The following is an 18182-nucleotide window of genomic DNA, read 5'->3' as shown; positions in this document are numbered from 1 at the left end:
CTAGTATTTTTGGAATAAAGGGGCCTATATGGAATGGATTAAACTAATAGGGATAGTTATCATTGTGGTTGGTTTTATCTATAAATTAGATACCATCGCAACGGTGGTCTTAGCTAGTTTAGTTACAGCTCTAGTTTCTGGAGTTTCTCTTGTTGAGTTCTTGGAAATTTTAGGAAAAGAATTTAGCAATCAACGAGTTCTTACGATTTTTATGGTAACTTTGCCCTTGGTTGGTTTATCTGAAACTTTTGGCCTCAAGCAACGTTCGATTGACTTAATTCAAAAGATTAAAGGACTGACCGTAGGAAGTTTTTATACAATTTATTTCTTTTTTCGGGAACTCGACGGGTTCTTTGCCATTCGTCTAGGAGGGCAGCCACAGTTTGTAAGGCCTCTGGTTCAACCTATGGGACAAGCAGCGGCAGAGTCACAATTAGGTAGAAAATTAACGGAGCAGGAGAGCGAAGCGCTAAAAGCGCGTGCAGCAGCAAATGATAATTTTGCAAATTTCTTTGCTCAGAACACTTTCGTTGGTGCAGGTGGTGTCCTCTTAGTTGGGGGCACTCTGGACCAATTAGGTTACGAAAGTAATTATGCAGGGATCGCTTCGGCTTCTCTTATTGTTGCAGGAATTGCCTTACTTGTGGTAGGGATTTACAATTACTTATTTGATAGAAAACTGCTAGCGAATAAGCTTAGTAAAGGAAAAGATGAATGACCAATCTAGCAAGACAGTTATTAGAGTTAACCTATATTGTGATTGGTTGTCAATTTCTTCACACGGCCTATTGTAGCTATAAAGACAAAACAAACCCAGTTCGCTTTGGAACAGCTGGGTTTTGGGTTTTATTGGGTATCAGTTTTATCGGTGGCTCTTATCTACCTTCTATCTGTATTGGAATTATCGTAGTGCTCTTAGCCCTACTAACACTCTTTAAACAGGTTCGTATCGGAACCTTGCCGTCTCTGGATGAAGTCAAGGCAAATATTGAAGCTAAACGACTAAAGAATAAAATTTTTATTCCGGTCATGCTGATGGCTTTGATTGCTTTAGTATTAGCAAAAATGATTCCTGAGTTTAGTAAGATTGCTATCAGTCTTGCAGCATTTTTTGCAACCATCTCTCTTTTATTGATTACTAAGAGTTCTCCTAAAAGCTTATTATCAGAAAACAATCGCATGGTTCAGCAAGTTTCAACTAGTGGGATTGTTCCCCAACTTTTAGGGGCTTTGGGAGCGATTTTTACCGTAGCAGGAGTTGGAGATTTAATGTCACATCTGATAAGTGGTTTTGTGCCTTCGGGGAGTCGGTTGATGGGTGTAGTGGCTTATGTGTTGGGAATGGTTCTATTTTCAATGATTATGGGAAATGCCTTTGCGGCTTTTACTGCTATTACTGCTGGAATTGGTGTTCCCTTTGTATTTTCCTTGGGAGCAGATCCAATCGTGGCGGGTGCTCTTGCTATGACAGCAGGTTGTTGTGGGACTCTATTAACCCCAATGGCTGCTAATTTCAATACTCTACCTGTAGCCCTTTTGGATATGAAAGATCCAAATGGCGTTATCAAAGCGCAAGTAGGAGTAGCTATTGTCATGATTGTCATACATGTATTTCTGATGTACTTTTTGGCATTTTAGTAAAGGAAATAAAATGAAAATATTAGTTACAGGATTTGATCCTTTTGGTGGTGAAAAGGTCAATCCAGCTCTAGAAGCTGTTAAATCATTACCGTCTGAAATCAATGGTGCAGAGCTCCATTGGGTAGAAATCCCAACAGTCTTTTATAAATCAGCAGAGGTTTTAGAAGCAGAAATAAATCGATACCATCCAGATGTTGTGCTTTGCATTGGACAAGCAGGAGGAAGAGCGAGTTTAACTCCTGAGAGAGTTGCTATCAATCAAGATGATGCTAGAATTCCAGATAACCAAGGAAATCAACCGATTGACACTCCAATTCGCCTTGATGGAGAAGCCGCCTATTTTAGCACACTCCCTATCAAAGCAATGGTACAAGCCATAAAAGAAGAAGGGCTACCTGCTTCAGTATCCAATACAGCTGGAACCTTTGTTTGCAATCATCTGATGTATCAGGTTCTCTACTTAGCGGATAAGAAATTTCCCAATATGAGAGCAGGATTTATGCATATTCCCTATATGACAGAACAAGTGGTAAATAAGCCTAATACTGCATCCATGTGCTTAAGAGATATTGTCCGAGGTATCGAAGCTGCTATTGGTGCTATCGTGGACCATAAAGATAAAGATTTGAAGTTGGTCGGAGGGACGACTCACTAATGATTCAATTTTCAAATTAAAAAATTTTCTATTTTATTCCTTAAACTCTCTGTCAAGATAAGCATGACAGAGAGTTTTTTCTTGCTAGATTAGGGAATTTCTTGTAAAATAGAAAAAGTGAAAAGAGGTATGGTATGAGTAAAAAAGACAAAAAAATTGAGATTCAATTATCAGATGCTAAAGTAGTAGTTGGAAAAGATAAGTACGATGGTTATACTTTAATGATTGGAAAAAAATTAATCGGTGAAATTGCCGAACTAGATGACCAATTTGCAATCATAAAGAATGGAAATGTCGATAGTTTTTACAAGAATCTTGAAAAAGCTGTGGAAATATTGATTGAGAACTATAATTTAGCAAAATAATGCTTGTTTTTTGCAAATTTTCATGATATAATAGTTTTCGTTGATTGTCGGAGAGATAGCGAAGAGGCTAAACGCGGCGGACTGTAAATCCGCTCCTTCGGGTTCGGGGGTTCGAATCCCTCTCTCTCCATATCATCAATGGGGTATAGCCAAGCGGTAAGGCAAGGGACTTTGACTCCCTCATGCGTTGGTTCGAATCCAGCTACCCCAGTTCTTAGGTAATAAATTCAAGATAAAAAGAAAAATATCTTAGGGTATTTTATTTTTATAATTGAAGGACGTTCGAGATGTTCATGTCGTTGCGGGTGCTTAGGAAAAAAATTATAAGTATGTCAAGTTAAAAAGACTTGATTGTTGGAGGATTTTTTAGATGAATGAATTTGAAGATTTGCTAAATAGCGTTAGCCAAGTTGAACCTGGTGATGTTGTTAGTGCTGAAGTATTGACAGTTGATGCTAATCAAGCTAACGTTGCAATCTCTGGAACTGGTGTTGAAGGTGTCTTGACTCTTCGCGAATTGACAAACGATCGCGATGCTGATATCAATGACTTTGTAAAAGTAGGTGAAGTATTTGATGTTCTTGTACTTCGTCAAGTAGTTGGTAAAGATACTGATACAGTAACATACCTTGTATCTAAAAAACGCCTTGAAGCTCGCAAAGCATGGGACAAACTTGTAGGACGCGAAGAAGAAGTTGTTACAGTTAAAGGCACTCGCGCTGTTAAAGGTGGACTTTCTGTAGAATTTGAAGGTTTGCGTGGATTTATCCCAGCTTCAATGTTGGATACTCGTTTCGTACGTAACACTGAGCGTTTTGTAGGTCAAGAATTTGAAGCTAAAATCAAAGAAGTTGACCCTAAAGAAAACCGTTTCATCCTTTCACGTCGTGAAGTTGTAGAAGCAGCTACTGCAGCAGCTCGTGCTGAAGTTTTCGGTAAATTGGCTGCTGGTGATGTAGTAACTGGTAAAGTTGCTCGTATCACAAGCTTCGGTGCTTTCATCGACCTTGGTGGTGTTGATGGATTGGTTCACTTGACTGAATTGTCACACGAACGTAACGTTTCACCAAAATCAGTTGTAACTGTTGGTGAAGAAGTTGAAGTGAAAATCCTTGACCTTAACGAAGAAGAAGGACGTGTATCACTTTCACTTAAAGCAACAACACCTGGACCATGGGATGGCGTTGAGCAAAAATTGGCTAAAGGTGACGTTGTAGAAGGTACAGTTAAACGTTTGACTGACTTCGGTGCATTTGTTGAAGTATTGCCAGGTATCGATGGACTTGTTCACGTATCACAAATTTCACACAAACGTATTGAAAATCCAAAAGAAGCTCTTACAGTTGGTCAAGAAGTTACTGTTAAAGTTCTTGATGTTAATGCTGATGCAGAACGCGTTTCACTTTCTATCAAAGCTCTTGAAGAACGTCCAGCTCAAGAAGAAGGACAAAACGAAGAAAAACGTGCTCCACGTCCACGTCGTCCAAAACGTCAAGAAAAACGTGACTTTGAACTTCCTGAAACTCAAACAGGATTCTCAATGGCTGACTTGTTCGGAGACATCGAACTTTAATCAATCAGAACTAATTATAAATCCTTTGTTGTAAAACAAGGGATTTTTCTTTTTTCAACTAGTATTTTTTGATATAATGGATTTATGTTACATTTCGAAAAAGAATCAATTTACCAAATTGTAAATGAACAACTTTCTAGTCTTTTAGAAGGTGAGACCAATGTGTTGGCTAATCTATCAAATGCCAGTGCTCTCTTAAAAATGAACTTTCCTCGAACTGTCTTTGCAGGTTTCTATTTATATGACGGAAATGAGCTTATTTTAGGCCCTTTTCAGGGTGGAGTCTCATGCGTTAGAATTGCGCTCGGAAAAGGAGTTTGTGGTGAGTCAGTGGCTAGCCGTCAAACAGTTATCGTTGGTGATGTGAAAACCTATCCCAACTATATTTCTTGTGATAGTAGTGCTCGTAGCGAGATCGTACTTCCAATGGAAAAAAATGGACAGCTTCTAGGTGTATTAGATTTGGACTCATCTCATGTTGATGATTATGATGAAATTGATCAACGCTATTTAGAAGAGTTTGTGTCCATTTTACTAGATAAGACAGAATGGAAATTTTCAATGTTTGAGGAGAAAGCATAATGTATCAGGCGCTTTATCGAAAATATAGAAGTCAAAATTTTTCACAGTTAGTGGGCCAGGAAGTTGTTGCTAGAACTCTTAAACAGGCTGTGGAACAGGATAAGATTAGTCACGCCTACCTCTTTTCAGGGCCTCGTGGAACTGGTAAGACTAGTGTGGCTAAGATTTTTGCTAAGGCTATGAACTGCCCTAATCAAGTTGGGGGAGAACCTTGTAATAACTGTTATATCTGTCAAGCTGTTACGGATGGAAGTTTAGAAGACGTTATCGAAATGGATGCTGCTTCTAATAATGGTGTTGATGAAATTCGTGATATTCGTGATAAATCAACTTATGCTCCAAGTGTAGCTCAGTATAAGGTTTATATCATTGATGAGGTTCATATGCTTTCGACAGGTGCCTTTAATGCCCTTTTAAAAACACTGGAAGAACCAACTCCAAATGTAGTCTTTATTTTGGCAACGACTGAGCTTCATAAAATTCCTGCAACTATTTTGTCTCGTGTTCAACGATTTGAGTTCAAGTCCATTAAAACTCAGGATATTCGAGATCATATCTTCCAGATTTTAGAAAAAGAAGGGATTGATTACGAAACAGAAGCTGTTGAAATTATTGCTCGACGAGCTGAGGGTGGGATGCGGGATGCCTTGTCAATTCTAGACCAGGCATTAAGCTTAACCCAAGAAGCTAGATTGACAACTGCAGTCTCAGAAGAAATCACTGGTACCATTAGTTTAAGTGCTTTGGATCATTACGTAGCTGCTTTAGCTCAAAAGGATGTACCGGGAGCCATTCAAAATCTTGATCTGATTTTTGAGAATGGAAAGAGCATGACACGTTTTGTAGTCGATTTGCTGCAATATCTACGTGATATCTTAATTGTTCAAGCAGGCGGAGAAAATACACATCATAGTGATGCATTTGAGAGAAACTTAGCTCTTCCGCAGGATGTCTTGTTTGAGATGATTAGTCTTGCTACTAGAAGTCTAGCTGATATTAAGGCTAGCCTACAACCTAAAATTTATGCCGAAATGATGACTATTCGTTTAGCAGAAATTGATTCTCAACCAGAACTTTCAGGTGAGGTGGCTGAGGAATTGTCTTCTCTTCGAGAAGAAGTTGTACGATTGAAACAAGCTCTTGCCAATGTTGGTTCTAATCCCAAACAAACTGTTTCTACACCAAGTCGTCCGACTAACAGTAAGTCAATCTATCGTGTAGACCGAAATAAGGTGCAGTCTATTCTTCAAGAAGCAGTAGAAAATCCAGACTTAGCTCGTCAAAACTTAATCCGTCTTCAGAATGCTTGGGGAGAAGTCATTGAAAGCTTATCAGGACCAGATAAGGCACTCTTGGCTGGTTCTCAACCAGTTGCTGCTAATGAACATCATGCGATTTTGGCTTTTGAATCTAACTTCAATGCTGGTCAAACCATGAAACGAGATAATTTGAATCTAATGTTTGGCAATATTCTTAGTCAAGCAGCTGGTTTTTCTCCAGAAATTTTAGCTATTTCACAAGAAGAATGGCTAGAAGTTCGAGCGGACTTCTCTGCTAAGGCTAAATCATCTCAAGGACAAGCTATCAAGGAAGATGTTGAGGAGTCAGTACTCCCTCAAGGTTTTGAATTTTTAGCAGATAAAGTGACTATAGCTGAAGATTAAAGGGAATTGGTGGTAAAAGACTATGAACAGACAACAATTTATTATCATGGCCTTATTTACTGCTGCTGAGACTTATTTCTTTAATGAATCCATCATGGAGCAACGGTATATCGTGGCCTTGCTTTGGGCTATTTTGATCCTGAGAAATTTTCGCGTGAGTTATATCATGGGTAAAATTGTGAGCGCTATAGATGATCATTTTCAAGGGAAGAAGTAGCTCCTAGCTTCTAGACAAAATCAAAGCCTTTTAGGCTTTTTTTTGTTATACTATTAAGGTATATTTATTGACATTTTACTGTGTTTTTCTAGGGATTTAAAAAGGTTAAATTTCAGGTAAATACAGTAAAAAGGATGAAAAGAAAGGAACAATCATGTCAGTATTAGAGATCAAAGATCTTCATGTTGAAATTGAAGGAAAAGAAATTTTAAAAGGGGTCAATCTGACTCTTAAAACAGGAGAAATTGCAGCTATCATGGGACCAAATGGTACCGGTAAGTCTACTCTTTCAGCTGCTATTATGGGGAATCCAAACTATGAAGTCACTAAAGGTGAAGTCTTGTTTGACGGTGTAAACATCCTTGAATTGGAAGTGGATGAACGTGCGCGTATGGGACTTTTCCTTGCCATGCAATATCCATCAGAAATTCCTGGGATTACAAATGCTGAGTTTCTTCGTGCAGCTATGAATGCTGGTAAAGAAGATGATGGGAAGATTTCAGTTCGTGAATTTATCACTAAGTTAGACGAAAAAATGGAATTGCTCAACATGAAAGAAGAAATGGCAGAGCGTTACCTCAACGAAGGTTTCTCAGGTGGTGAGAAAAAACGTAACGAAATTCTTCAACTCTTGATGTTGGAACCAACATTTGCACTTTTGGATGAGATTGACTCTGGTCTTGATATTGATGCCCTTAAAGTTGTCTCTAAAGGTGTGAATGCTATGCGTGGTGAAGGTTTTGGTGCTATGATCATTACTCACTACCAACGTCTTTTGAACTATATCACACCAGATGTGGTACACGTTATGATGGAAGGTCGTGTTGTTCTTTCTGGTGGTCCAGAATTGGCTGCACGCTTGGAACGTGAAGGATACGCGAAACTAGCTGAAGAACTTGGCTATGACTACAAGGAAGAATTGTAATTCCCTCGTATCTTTTAGGAGAAGTAAATGACTAAAGAAACTATTAAACTTTTTTCAGAAATGCACGCTGAACCAAGCTGGTTGTCAGACCTCCGTCAAAAAGCTTTTGATAAGATTGAGAGTTTGGAATTGCCAGTCATCGAGCGTGTAAAATTTCATCGTTGGAATCTTGGTGATGGTACCATCACAGAAAGTGAACCATCAGCAAATGTTCCTGATTTCACTGCTTTAGATAATCACTTGAAATTGGTGCAGGTTGGAACTCAAACAGTTTTTGAGCAAATTCCGGTTGAGTTGGCTGAACAAGGAGTGGTCTTTACAGACTTCCATTCAGCTTTAGAAGAAATTCCAGAACTCGTAGAAGAATTTTTCATGTCATCAGTAAAATACGACGATGACAAATTAGCAGCCTACCACACAGCTTACTTTAACAGTGGTGCTGTTCTCTATATTCCAGACAATGTCGAAATCACAGAACCAATCGAAGGAATTTTCTACCAAGACAGTGATAGTGATGTGCCATTTAACAAGCACATTCTGATCATTGCAGGTAAAAACTCTAAAATCAGCTACCTCGAACGTTTAGAATCACGCGGTGAGGGTAGTGCTAAGGCGACTGCTAATATCACTGTTGAAGTGATTGCACGTTCTGGTGCTCAAGTGAAGTTTGCGGCGATTGACCGTCTTGGTGAGAATGTCACTGCCTACATTAGCCGTCGTGGTAAATTAGGCAACGATGCAAGTATTGACTGGGCTATCGGTGTCATGAACGAAGGAAATGTCGTTGCTGACTTTGATAGTGACTTGATTGGTAATGGTAGCCATGCAGACCTGAAAGTTGTAGCACTTTCAAGCGGTCGTCAGGTACAGGGGATTGATACTCGAGTAACTAACTATGGTTGCAACTCTATCGGTAATATCCTTCAACATGGGGTTATTCTTGAAAAAGCAACTTTGACTTTCAATGGTATTGGCCACATCATCAAGGGTGCTAAGGGAGCAGATGCCCAACAAGAAAGCCGTGTTCTCATGCTTTCAGACCAAGCGCGTTCAGACGCCAACCCAATTCTTTTAATTGATGAAAATGATGTCACTGCAGGTCACGCGGCTTCTATTGGTCAAGTTGATCCAGAAGACATGTACTACCTCATGAGCCGTGGACTGGACAAGGCAACTGCAGAACGTTTGGTTGTTCGTGGTTTCCTTGGATCTGTTATCGTTGAGATCCCTGTCAAGGAAGTTCGTGATGAAATGATTGCGACGATCGAAGAAAAATTGTCAAAACGCTAAGGGGAAGCCTATGTTAGATGCAGAAGCTATTCGCAAGGATTTTCCAATTTTAGATCAGATTGTTAATGACGAACCTCTGGTTTATTTGGATAATGCTGCGACGACACAAAAACCACTAGCTGTTCTGGAAGCCATTAACCGCTACTATGAACAGGATAATGCAAATGTCCACCGAGGTGTTCATACCTTGGCAGAGCGTGCGACAGCATCTTATGAAGCCGCTCGTGAAACCATTCGCAAGTTCATCAACGCAGGTTCGACAAAGGAAGTACTCTTCACTAGAGGAACTACGACTAGTCTCAACTGGGTGGCACGTTTCGCTGAGGAAATCTTGACTGAAGATGACCAGGTCTTGATTTCAGTCATGGAACACCATTCCAATATTATTCCATGGCAGGAAGCTTGCCGAAAGACTGGGGCAGAGCTTGTTTATGTCTATCTCAAAGATGGAGCTCTGGATATGGATGACTTGCGAGCTAAATTGACTGACAAGGTCAAGTTAGTCTCACTAGCTCACGCATCAAACGTTCTTGGAGTGGTTAATCCTATCAAAGAAATCACACAAATGGCTCACCAAGTTGGAGCCATCATGGTGGTAGATGGTGCTCAATCTACGCCTCATATGAAGATTGATGTCCAGGATTTGGATGTGGACTTCTTTGCCTTTTCAGGTCACAAGATGGCTGGTCCGACTGGTATTGGCGTCCTTTACGGTAAAGAAAAGTATCTGGAACAAATGTCACCAGTAGAATTTGGTGGCGAGATGATTGATTTTGTTTACGAGCAATCTGCTAGCTGGAAGGAGTTACCTTGGAAATTCGAGGCAGGAACTCCCAATATGGCTGGTGCTATTGGACTTGCAGCTGCCGTGGATTATCTTGAAAAGATTGGCATGGATGCCATTGAAACCCATGAACAAGAATTGATTGCATACGTCTATCCAAAATTACAGGCAATTGAAGGTTTGACCATTTACGGTTCGCAAGATTTGGCACAACGTTCAGGTGTCGTTGCCTTTAACCTTGGCGATCTTCATCCTCATGACCTTGCAACTGCTCTGGATTATGAAGGAGTAGCAGTTCGTGCGGGTCACCATTGTGCCCAACCATTGCTCCAGTATTTGGACGTTCCAGCAACAGCTCGTGCAAGTTTTTATATTTACAATACCAAGGCAGATTGCGACAAGCTGGTCGATGCCTTACAAAAGACAAAGGAGTTTTTCAATGGCACTTTCTAAACTAGATAGCCTCTATATGGCAGTGGTAGCGGACCATTCGAAAAATCCTCATCACCAAGGAAAGTTAGAAGACGCTGAGCAAATCAGCCTCAATAATCCAACCTGCGGGGATGTTATCAACCTCTCTGTCAAGTTTGACGCAGAGGACCGTTTGGAAGATATTGCTTTTCTAAACTCAGGCTGTACCATTTCAACGGCCTCTGCTAGTATGATGACAGATGCAGTTTTAGGAAAGACCAAGCAAGAAATTTTAGAACTTGCGACCATTTTTTCTGAAATGGTTCAAGGTCAAAAGGATGAGCGTCAAGATCAACTTGGAGATGCAGCTTTCTTATCAGGAGTTGCCAAATTCCCGCAACGAATCAAATGTGCGACTCTAGCTTGGAATGCCCTGAAGAAAACAATTGAAGACCAAGAAAACAAGTAAGACAAGCTTTCTTTGTCTTATAAATCACTAGAAATAAAGAATGAAAGAAAGGATATTATGGCTGAAGAAAGAGTAGAACCAAAACCAATTGATCTTGGTGAATATAAATTTGGTTTCCATGACGATGTAGAGCCTGTTCTATCGACAGGAAAAGGATTGAATGAAAATGTCATTCGTGAACTATCAGCTGCTAAGGGAGAACCTGAGTGGATGTTGGAATTCCGTTTGAAATCTTATGAAACCTTCAAAAAAATGCCCATGCAAACTTGGGGAGCAGACTTGTCAGAGATTGACTTTGATGACTTGATCTACTACCAAAAACCATCTGATAAACCAGCTCGTTCTTGGGATGACGTACCTGAAAAGATTAAAGAAACCTTTGAACGAATCGGAATTCCTGAAGCTGAGCGTGCCTATCTAGCTGGAGCTTCTGCCCAGTATGAGTCAGAAGTGGTTTACCATAACATGAAGGAAGAATTTGAGAAGTTAGGAATTATCTTTACAGATACAGATTCTGCCCTCAAGGAATACCCAGACTTGTTTAAGCAATACTTTGCGAAGTTAGTACCGCCGACAGATAACAAGTTGGCTGCCCTCAACTCAGCGGTATGGTCTGGTGGAACCTTCATCTATGTACCAAAAGGAGTGAAGGTAGATATTCCACTTCAAACCTACTTCCGTATTAATAACGAAAATACTGGTCAGTTTGAACGTACCTTGATTATCGTTGATGAGGGAGCAAGCGTCCACTACGTAGAAGGATGTACAGCGCCAACATATTCAAGCAACAGCTTGCACGCTGCCATTGTAGAAATCTTTGCTTTGGACGGAGCTTATATGCGTTATACAACCATCCAAAACTGGTCTGATAACGTTTATAACTTGGTAACCAAACGTGCTAAAGCTTTGAAAGATGCGACAGTTGAGTGGATTGATGGAAACTTGGGTGCCAAAACAACTATGAAGTATCCATCTGTTTACCTTGATGGAGAAGGTGCGCGTGGAACTATGCTTTCGATTGCCTTTGCCAATGCAGGGCAACACCAAGATACTGGTGCTAAGATGATCCACAATGCTCCACATACGAGCTCGTCTATTGTCTCTAAATCTATTGCCAAAGGTGGAGGTAAGGTAGACTACCGTGGACAAGTAACCTTTAATAAAAACTCTAAGAAATCTGTTTCTCACATCGAGTGTGACACCATTATCATGGATGACTTGTCAGCATCAGATACCATTCCATTTAATGAAATTCATAACTCACAAGTTGCTTTGGAGCACGAAGCCAAGGTATCTAAGATTTCAGAAGAACAACTCTATTACCTTATGAGTCGTGGCTTGTCAGAGACTGAAGCAACTGAGATGATTGTCATGGGATTTGTAGAGCCCTTCACCAAAGAACTTCCAATGGAGTATGCAGTTGAGCTGAATCGCTTGATTAGCTATGAAATGGAAGGGTCAGTTGGATAATCATTATAAAAAAAACTGAGCAAATATTACATTTGTTCAGTTTTTTTAGATACAATTTTATAAATATTCACAAAATACATTATCTGTGGTAAAATAAAACAATTATTGTTAGTGGAGATGAAGAATGAATATTTTTAGAATAAAAGACTTCAGTCTAAGTAAAACAGAAATGCATCGTCATTTGAAATTATGGGATTTAATTCTTTTAGGAATAGGGGCCATGGTGGGAACTGGTATTTTTACCATTACAGGAACAGCTGCAGCAACACTAGCAGGACCTGCTCTTGTGGTATCTATCGTGATTTCTGCGATCTGTCTGTCTTTTATGCTTCAATATACTCTTGAAACTTGGATAGCATTTGTATTAGCCCTAGTAGTAGGAGTTATTACTTACTTTACTTATGGCTATAAAAACTCTACACTATCAAAAAATCAATAAAGAAAAAATCGCGATTTCTCGCGATTTTTTTATAATTTTTCATTTACAAATCGAACGAAACGATTCCACCATACTTTTAAGAAGAAGGCTTTCTCTACATTTTTATCAGCAACCATTTCAAAGGTTGGTTTGTCAGTGGTGATATAACCTTGACCAACTAAGTCCTTGTCCTCATAGGTCAGATGTCCAACGACCGTACCTGCTTCTAGAGGAGCAACAAGCTCAGTAGCATCAGGTGTGTATGTAATACTTGATTCCGCTCGACTACCAAGACGTTGAACGATTTTTATATCTTCTTTAGCGACTGCTGTAACCGTATCTTGCTTCCCATCATAAACTGGAGATTTGCTATCTTGGTAGCTTTCCCCCTGCTTAACGATTGTTTGGAGAGCAAAATTGGATGAGATATAGTCCAGAAGAGCTGAAGTTGCTGTGAAACGAGCGTAAGGATTGGTATCTTGGTTGTCGGCGTTAAGGACAACAGTAATAATACGCATTCCTTTTTCTACAGTTGTTCCGACAAAGGATGCTCCTGCTTTATCAGTAGTTCCAGTTTTTAGGCCGTCAATTCCCCCACGGTAGGCAGGCATACCGTCTAACATTGAGTTTGTAGAATGAATAGTCATTCCTGCAAAAGTGGAAGAAGGTTTCTTTGTGATTTCTAAAACCTGAGGATATTTGAGGATAAGATTACGAGCGACAACTGCAACATCATAGGCGCTCATCTTATTTTCATCATCTTTCTTAGAACCAGGGTAGATATTATTCCCAAGAGTTTCATTATTTAGACCAGTTGTATTGACGAGGGTAGCATCTTGAATCCCCCATTCAAGAAGTTTAGCCTTCATCATATCAACAAAGTCTTTTTCAGATCCAGCAACCTTTTCTGCCAACGCGATAGCTGCACTATTGGCACTAGATACCAATGTTGCTTCTAGTAATTCTTCAACAGTGTAGTTACGAGCTTCCATAGGAACGTTACTTGCTTCGGAGTTGGTTGTGAGCTGGTAGGGATAATCTGAAATTTCCACTGGGGTAGAAAGGGTGATTTTGCCTTGCTCTAGAGCTTCATATACTAGGTAAACAGTAAGTAGTTTACTGATAGAGGCAATTTCAACCGGTTGGGTCGCATCTTTTTCATACAAGATCTTACCACTGTTAGCCTCAACAGCGATGGCGTGTTTTGCTGCGACATCAAAATCCTGAGCAAAAACAGTAGTAGCAGAACCAAATGAAATAAGTGTGATTAATGTTAAAAATAATTTCTTCATAGTAACTTTATTCTATCATAAAGACAAAAAATATTCTTGTTTTTATAATGTAGGTTATCAATCTTTTTGGAAATATGGTAAAATAGGAGAAAGAGGAGGTGGCTTATGTTTCGGAGAAATAAATTATTCTTCTGGACCACTGAGATATTATTAATAACCCTTATTTTCTACTTATGGCGAGAAATGGGTACTATTATTACACCGTTTGTAAGTGTCGTAAATACAATCATGATTCCCTTTTTACTAGGTGGATTTCTATACTACTTAACAAATCCAATCGTCATCTTTTTGGAGAAGGAATGTCGCATTAATCGAATCATTGGTATTTTGTTAACACTTTGTGTTCTCTTTGGAACCATAGTGATAGCTGTCGTCTATCTCTTGCCGATTTTAATCAATCAGTTGAGTAGCTTGATTAATTCTAGCCAAGATATCTATTCTCGAATCCAAGATTTAGTGATAGAATTATCGAAATATCCTACTTTCCAAGAGCTAGATATTCAACAAACAATCCAACAATTAAATCTTTCTTATGTCGATATTTTACAAAATATCTTAAATAGTGTGACAAATAGTGTGGGAAGTGTCCTTTCAGCTTTGGTAAGCACTGTTTTAATTATCATTATGACACCGGTTTTCTTGATTTATTTCCTTTTAGATGGTCATAAATTCTTACCGATGCTAGAAAGAACTATTTTAAAGCGAGACAAACTCAATATATCTGGTTTAATAACAAACTTGAATGAGACTATTTCCCGTTACATAAGTGGAGTATCAATCGATGCATTTATTATCGGGTGTTTGGCTTTTATCGGTTATAGTGTAATTGGCTTAAAATATGCTTTAGTTTTTGCTATTTTCTCAGGTTTAGCAAATTTGATTCCTTATGTTGGACCGAGTATTGGACTAATTCCGATGATTATTTCAAATCTGTTTACGGATCCTCAAAAGATGATTATAGCAGTTATCTATATGCTGATTATCCAACAAGTAGATGGGAATATCCTATACCCTCGTATTGTTGGTGGAGTCATGAAAGTTCATCCGATTACAATTCTCGTGCTATTATTGTTGTCAAGTAATATCTATGGTGTCGTAGGTATGATCGTTGCCGTTCCTACCTACTCAATTCTCAAAGAAATATCCAAATTTCTAGTCCGACTTTATGAAAAACATAAAGAAGTACAAGAAGTGGGAGAAAAATAAAGATTTTAAAAAGAAACGGATTCATCTGTTTCTTTTTTTATCAATAAATCGACAACTTATAGTAAGAATAAGAATAATTAATAAAAACTTTGTAAAACACTTGCAATTTAGCTAAAATTTGATAAAATAGTAAGGAAAGTTAGACTGTATTGCCTACTGTCTATCTATAAAATATATTTTATTGGAGGCTTTTACTCAAATGGCAAAAGAAAAATACGATCGTAGTAAACCACACGTTAACATTGGTACTATCGGACACGTTGACCACGGTAAAACTACCCTAACTGCAGCTATCACAACTGTTTTGGCACGTCGCTTGCCTTCAGCAGTTAACCAACCTAAAGACTATGCGTCTATCGATGCTGCTCCAGAAGAACGCGAACGCGGTATCACTATCAACACTGCGCACGTTGAGTACGAAACTGAAAAACGTCACTATGCTCACATCGACGCTCCAGGACACGCGGACTACGTTAAAAACATGATCACTGGTGCCGCTCAAATGGACGGAGCTATCCTTGTAGTAGCTTCAACTGACGGACCAATGCCACAAACTCGTGAGCACATCCTTCTTTCACGTCAGGTTGGTGTTAAACACCTTATCGTCTTCATGAACAAGATCGACTTGGTTGACGACGAAGAATTGCTTGAATTGGTTGAAATGGAAATCCGTGACCTTCTTTCAGAATACGACTTCCCAGGTGACGATCTTCCAGTTATCCAAGGTTCAGCTCTTAAAGCTCTTGAAGGTGACTCTAAATACGAAGACATCATCATGGAATTGATGAACACTGTTGATGAGTACATTCCAGAACCAGAACGTGACACTGACAAACCATTGCTTCTTCCAGTCGAAGACGTATTCTCAATCACTGGACGTGGTACAGTTGCTTCAGGACGTATCGACCGTGGTACTGTTCGTGTCAACGATGAAATCGAAATCGTTGGTATCAAAGAAGAAACTTCAAAAGCAGTTGTTACTGGTGTTGAAATGTTCCGTAAACAACTTGACGAAGGTCTTGCAGGAGATAACGTAGGTGTCCTTCTTCGTGGTGTTCAACGTGACGAAATCGAACGTGGACAAGTTATCGCTAAACCAGGTTCAATCAACCCACACACTAAATTCAAAGGTGAAGTTTACATCCTTACTAAAGAAGAAGGTGGACGTCACACTCCATTCTTCAACAACTACCGCCCACAATTCTACTTCCGTACTACTGACGTTACAGGTTCAATCGAACTTCCAGCAGGTACTGAAATGGTAATGCCAGGTGATAACGTGACAATCGACGTTGAGTTGATCCACCCAATCGCCGTAGAACAAGGTACTACATTCTCTATCCGTGAGGGTGGACGTACTGTTGGTTCAGGTATGGTTACAGAAATCGAAGCTTAATTCGATTTAGTTCCCAGAAGAACAATTATTTAAGTCAGACATTAAAAGAATCTTGCTATGCAAGGTTCTTTTTTTCTAGATATACAAAGACAAAATAAGACAGTATGGTAGTTGATTACGAATATAGAAACTTAATTAAATAATTATCTTGTCTATTAACTAATGTATGTCCTAGTTTTTCAGAATAAATTTTTATTAGGTTAAAAAGCTTTTCACAAATGCCTGTTTTTTTGATAGAATAGAAGGAAGAAAAAAAGAAATGAGTTCGTCATGTCAAAAGGATTTTTAGTCTCTTTAGAGGGGCCAGAGGGAGCTGGTAAAACGAGTGTGCTTGAAGCTATTCTTCCTTTGTTAGAAGAAAAGAATATTGAGTTTTTAACAACACGTGAGCCAGGTGGTGTTTTGATTGGTGAGAAGATTCGAGAAGTCATTTTAGATCCTAGTCACACTCAGATGGATCCAAAGACTGAGTTGCTTCTCTATATTGCAAGTCGTAGACAGCACCTAGTAGAGAAGGTCTTGCCAGCACTTGCAGTTGGGAAATTAGTCATCATGGATCGTTTTATTGATAGTTCAGTTGCTTATCAAGGCTTTGGTCGTGGTTTGAATATTGAAGCTATTGACTGGCTCAATCAATTTGCGACAGATGGACTCAAGCCAGATTTGACACTCTATTTTGATATTGAAGTAGAAAAGGGGCTTGAAAGAATCGCGGCAAACAGCGATCGCGAAGTCAACCGTTTGGACTTGGAAGGTTTAGACCTGCACAGAAAAGTGCGTCAAGGCTATCTTTCCCTTCTTGAGAAAGAAGGTGAGCGTATTGTTAAAATCGATGCGAGTTTACCACTAAATCAAGTAGTTGAAAATACTAAACAAGTTTTATTTGACAGAATGGGGCTGACAGAATGAATCAAGAGCAATTAAGAGCTTGTCAACCCCAGCAATTTGAACGGTTTGTTCACATCTTAGAACAAAGACAGCTGAATCATGCCTATCTCTTTTCAGGGTATTTTGGAAGTTTAGAGATGGCCTTATTTCTGTCTAAGAGTTTGTTCTGTACAGAAAAACAAGGTGTCTTGCCTTGCGAGTCTTGCCGAAATTGTAAATTGATTGATCAGGAAGAATTTCCTGATGTCACCATTATTCGTCCGATGAGTCAAATCATTAAAACGGAACGAATCCGAGAATTAGTTGGCCAGTTTTCTCAATCAGGAATCGAAAATCAACGTCAGGTTTTTATTATTGAACAAGCTGAAAAAATGCATGTTAACGCTGCTAACTCACTACTTAAGGTTATTGAGGAACCTCAGAGTGAAATCTATATTTTCTTTTTAACCAATGATCAAGAGCAGATATTACCAACTATTCGAAGTCGGACACAAATTTTCCAATTTAAGAAACAAGTCGAAAGCCTTAGGAATCAACTTGAACAAGCAGGATTGGTCAAAAATAAAGCAAGGCTTTTAGCTGAGTTTAGTCAATCGCAAGCAGAAGCCGAAAAACTGACAAATCAAACAAGTTTTTGGACTCTACTTGAAGAAAGTGAACGATTCTATTCTTGGTTAGATGCTGGGAAAAAGGAATCTTATTTACAGGTCTCAAAATTAGCTAGCTTAGCAGATGACAAAGAAAAACAAGACCAAGTCTTTAGAATTTTAGAAGTTTTAGCAGGCCAAGAGATTCAAAAAAATACAGCACGTACAGTATTGCAAAACCTTCTCGAAGCCAGAAAAATGTGGAAAGCAAATGTGTCTTTCCAGAATTCTTTGGAATACCTAGTTTTACAATAAAATGAACATGAAAACAGAAAAAGAAAGGGCTGTT

The 18182-nt window shown here is 39.1% G+C and carries 18 protein-coding genes, 2 tRNA genes and 1 pseudogene; 20 read left to right on the top strand and 1 reads right to left on the bottom strand.

The annotated features are described in order from the left end of the window. Positions 1 to 28: 28 nt before the first annotated feature. The 16 genes and pseudogenes from ACXYSM_RS04495 to ACXYSM_RS04420 form a co-directional block, all read left to right on the top strand. Positions 29 to 718, top strand: coding sequence for a DUF969 domain-containing protein (locus tag ACXYSM_RS04495; protein WP_458634500.1), 690 nt, complete (start codon positions 29 to 31; stop codon positions 716 to 718). Further along, positions 715 to 1638 (top strand): DUF979 domain-containing protein, encoded by a 924-nt coding sequence (locus tag ACXYSM_RS04490; protein WP_458634499.1) that lies wholly within the window; start codon positions 715 to 717, stop codon positions 1636 to 1638. The genes ACXYSM_RS04495 and ACXYSM_RS04490 overlap by 4 nt, the downstream gene beginning before the upstream one ends. A 13-nt stretch (positions 1639 to 1651) precedes the next feature. Continuing rightward, positions 1652 to 2296, top strand: a complete 645-nt coding sequence (gene pcp, locus ACXYSM_RS04485; RefSeq protein WP_458634498.1) for a pyroglutamyl-peptidase I — start codon at positions 1652 to 1654, stop codon at positions 2294 to 2296. Between the two features lie 134 nt (positions 2297 to 2430). Further along, the gene (locus ACXYSM_RS04480; RefSeq protein WP_006148690.1) at positions 2431 to 2661 is read left to right on the top strand and encodes a DUF2969 domain-containing protein; all 231 of its coding nucleotides are present in this window, start codon (positions 2431 to 2433) and stop codon (positions 2659 to 2661) included. 49 nt (positions 2662 to 2710) lie between these two features. Next, positions 2711 to 2791: transfer RNA gene (locus ACXYSM_RS04475), tRNA-Tyr, on the top strand. A 9-nt stretch (positions 2792 to 2800) separates the two neighbouring features. Then, a tRNA-Gln gene (locus tag ACXYSM_RS04470) sits at positions 2801 to 2872 on the top strand. A gap of 159 nt (positions 2873 to 3031) precedes the next feature. After that, positions 3032 to 4234, top strand: a complete 1203-nt coding sequence (rpsA, locus tag ACXYSM_RS04465; RefSeq protein WP_004253232.1) for a 30S ribosomal protein S1 — start codon at positions 3032 to 3034, stop codon at positions 4232 to 4234. 84 nt (positions 4235 to 4318) lie between these two features. Further along, positions 4319 to 4816, top strand: a complete 498-nt coding sequence (locus tag ACXYSM_RS04460) for a GAF domain-containing protein (protein ID WP_458634497.1) — start codon at positions 4319 to 4321, stop codon at positions 4814 to 4816. Then, positions 4816 to 6480, top strand: coding sequence for a DNA polymerase III subunit gamma/tau (gene dnaX, locus ACXYSM_RS04455; protein WP_458634496.1), 1665 nt, complete (start codon positions 4816 to 4818; stop codon positions 6478 to 6480). The genes ACXYSM_RS04460 and dnaX overlap by 1 nt, the downstream gene beginning before the upstream one ends. 22 nt (positions 6481 to 6502) lie before the next feature. Next, positions 6503 to 6697, top strand: coding sequence for a DUF3272 family protein (locus ACXYSM_RS04450; RefSeq protein WP_004253242.1), 195 nt, complete (start codon positions 6503 to 6505; stop codon positions 6695 to 6697). Positions 6698 to 6851: 154 nt separating this feature from the next. Beyond that, positions 6852 to 7622: a Fe-S cluster assembly ATPase SufC gene (gene sufC / locus ACXYSM_RS04445; RefSeq protein WP_458634495.1), complete on the top strand. Its 771-nt coding sequence runs from the start codon at positions 6852 to 6854 to the stop codon at positions 7620 to 7622. Positions 7623 to 7649: 27 nt separating this feature from the next. Next, complete coding sequence (gene sufD, locus ACXYSM_RS04440) at positions 7650 to 8912, top strand: Fe-S cluster assembly protein SufD (RefSeq protein WP_254724083.1); 1263 nt, start codon at positions 7650 to 7652, stop codon at positions 8910 to 8912. 10 nt (positions 8913 to 8922) lie between these two features. Beyond that, entirely contained in the window at positions 8923 to 10149 is a 1227-nt protein-coding gene (locus tag ACXYSM_RS04435; RefSeq protein ID WP_458634494.1) for a cysteine desulfurase, read from the top strand. Continuing rightward, positions 10136 to 10576: a Fe-S cluster assembly sulfur transfer protein SufU gene (gene sufU / locus ACXYSM_RS04430; protein WP_125328406.1), complete on the top strand. Its 441-nt coding sequence runs from the start codon at positions 10136 to 10138 to the stop codon at positions 10574 to 10576. Before ACXYSM_RS04435 ends, sufU begins: the two co-directional genes overlap by 14 nt. A 57-nt stretch (positions 10577 to 10633) precedes the next feature. Continuing rightward, positions 10634 to 12046, top strand: coding sequence for a Fe-S cluster assembly protein SufB (sufB, locus tag ACXYSM_RS04425; protein WP_458634493.1), 1413 nt, complete (start codon positions 10634 to 10636; stop codon positions 12044 to 12046). Between the two features lie 124 nt (positions 12047 to 12170). Further along, positions 12171 to 12392: pseudogene (locus ACXYSM_RS04420) on the top strand (amino acid permease); the annotation flags it as partial. A gap of 122 nt (positions 12393 to 12514) precedes the next feature. Here the strand turns inward: ACXYSM_RS04420 and pbp3 are convergent. Further along, complete coding sequence (gene pbp3, locus ACXYSM_RS04415) at positions 12515 to 13756, bottom strand: D-alanyl-D-alanine carboxypeptidase PBP3 (protein WP_036752908.1); 1242 nt, start codon at positions 13754 to 13756, stop codon at positions 12515 to 12517. 105 nt (positions 13757 to 13861) lie between these two features. On the opposite strand from pbp3, the gene ACXYSM_RS04410 reads away from it, so the two are divergent. The 4 genes from ACXYSM_RS04410 (at position 13862) to ACXYSM_RS04395 (ending at position 18148) form a co-directional block, all read left to right on the top strand. Beyond that, entirely contained in the window at positions 13862 to 14962 is a 1101-nt protein-coding gene (locus ACXYSM_RS04410; RefSeq protein ID WP_036752911.1) for an AI-2E family transporter, read from the top strand. Positions 14963 to 15161: 199 nt separating this feature from the next. Then, positions 15162 to 16358 carry an elongation factor Tu gene (tuf, locus tag ACXYSM_RS04405; RefSeq protein ID WP_004253262.1) on the top strand — a complete coding sequence of 399 codons (1197 nt, stop codon included), beginning with the start codon at positions 15162 to 15164 and terminating at the stop codon, positions 16356 to 16358. A gap of 270 nt (positions 16359 to 16628) precedes the next feature. Next, entirely contained in the window at positions 16629 to 17267 is a 639-nt protein-coding gene (gene tmk / locus ACXYSM_RS04400) for a dTMP kinase (protein ID WP_458634492.1), read from the top strand. Then, positions 17264 to 18148, top strand: coding sequence for a DNA polymerase III subunit delta' (locus tag ACXYSM_RS04395; protein ID WP_458634491.1), 885 nt, complete (start codon positions 17264 to 17266; stop codon positions 18146 to 18148). Before tmk ends, ACXYSM_RS04395 begins: the two co-directional genes overlap by 4 nt. Positions 18149 to 18182 lie beyond the last annotated feature (34 nt).

This window comes from Streptococcus sp. V940, from assembly GCF_054353495.1.
The sequence above is the reverse complement of the archived record's forward strand: the minus strand, read 5'-3'. Positions and strand labels throughout refer to the sequence as shown.

Excerpts from the sequence above, each read along its gene's own strand:
- ACXYSM_RS04495 (WP_458634500.1), top strand. The coding sequence starts at position 29 with ATGGAATGGATTAAACTAATAGGGATAGTTATCATTGTGGTTGGTTTT.
- ACXYSM_RS04490 (WP_458634499.1), top strand. The coding sequence starts at position 715 with ATGACCAATCTAGCAAGACAGTTATTAGAGTTAACCTATATTGTGATT.
- pcp (WP_458634498.1), top strand. The coding sequence starts at position 1,652 with ATGAAAATATTAGTTACAGGATTTGATCCTTTTGGTGGTGAAAAGGTC.
- ACXYSM_RS04480 (WP_006148690.1), top strand. The coding sequence starts at position 2,431 with ATGAGTAAAAAAGACAAAAAAATTGAGATTCAATTATCAGATGCTAAA.
- rpsA (WP_004253232.1), top strand. The coding sequence starts at position 3,032 with ATGAATGAATTTGAAGATTTGCTAAATAGCGTTAGCCAAGTTGAACCT.
- ACXYSM_RS04460 (WP_458634497.1), top strand. The coding sequence starts at position 4,319 with ATGTTACATTTCGAAAAAGAATCAATTTACCAAATTGTAAATGAACAA.
- dnaX (WP_458634496.1), top strand. The coding sequence starts at position 4,816 with ATGTATCAGGCGCTTTATCGAAAATATAGAAGTCAAAATTTTTCACAG.
- ACXYSM_RS04450 (WP_004253242.1), top strand. The coding sequence starts at position 6,503 with ATGAACAGACAACAATTTATTATCATGGCCTTATTTACTGCTGCTGAG.
- sufC (WP_458634495.1), top strand. The coding sequence starts at position 6,852 with ATGTCAGTATTAGAGATCAAAGATCTTCATGTTGAAATTGAAGGAAAA.
- sufD (WP_254724083.1), top strand. The coding sequence starts at position 7,650 with ATGACTAAAGAAACTATTAAACTTTTTTCAGAAATGCACGCTGAACCA.
- ACXYSM_RS04435 (WP_458634494.1), top strand. The coding sequence starts at position 8,923 with ATGTTAGATGCAGAAGCTATTCGCAAGGATTTTCCAATTTTAGATCAG.
- sufU (WP_125328406.1), top strand. The coding sequence starts at position 10,136 with ATGGCACTTTCTAAACTAGATAGCCTCTATATGGCAGTGGTAGCGGAC.
- sufB (WP_458634493.1), top strand. The coding sequence starts at position 10,634 with ATGGCTGAAGAAAGAGTAGAACCAAAACCAATTGATCTTGGTGAATAT.
- pbp3 (WP_036752908.1), bottom strand. The coding sequence starts at position 13,756 with ATGAAGAAATTATTTTTAACATTAATCACACTTATTTCATTTGGTTCT.
- ACXYSM_RS04410 (WP_036752911.1), top strand. The coding sequence starts at position 13,862 with ATGTTTCGGAGAAATAAATTATTCTTCTGGACCACTGAGATATTATTA.
- tuf (WP_004253262.1), top strand. The coding sequence starts at position 15,162 with ATGGCAAAAGAAAAATACGATCGTAGTAAACCACACGTTAACATTGGT.
- tmk (WP_458634492.1), top strand. The coding sequence starts at position 16,629 with ATGTCAAAAGGATTTTTAGTCTCTTTAGAGGGGCCAGAGGGAGCTGGT.
- ACXYSM_RS04395 (WP_458634491.1), top strand. The coding sequence starts at position 17,264 with ATGAATCAAGAGCAATTAAGAGCTTGTCAACCCCAGCAATTTGAACGG.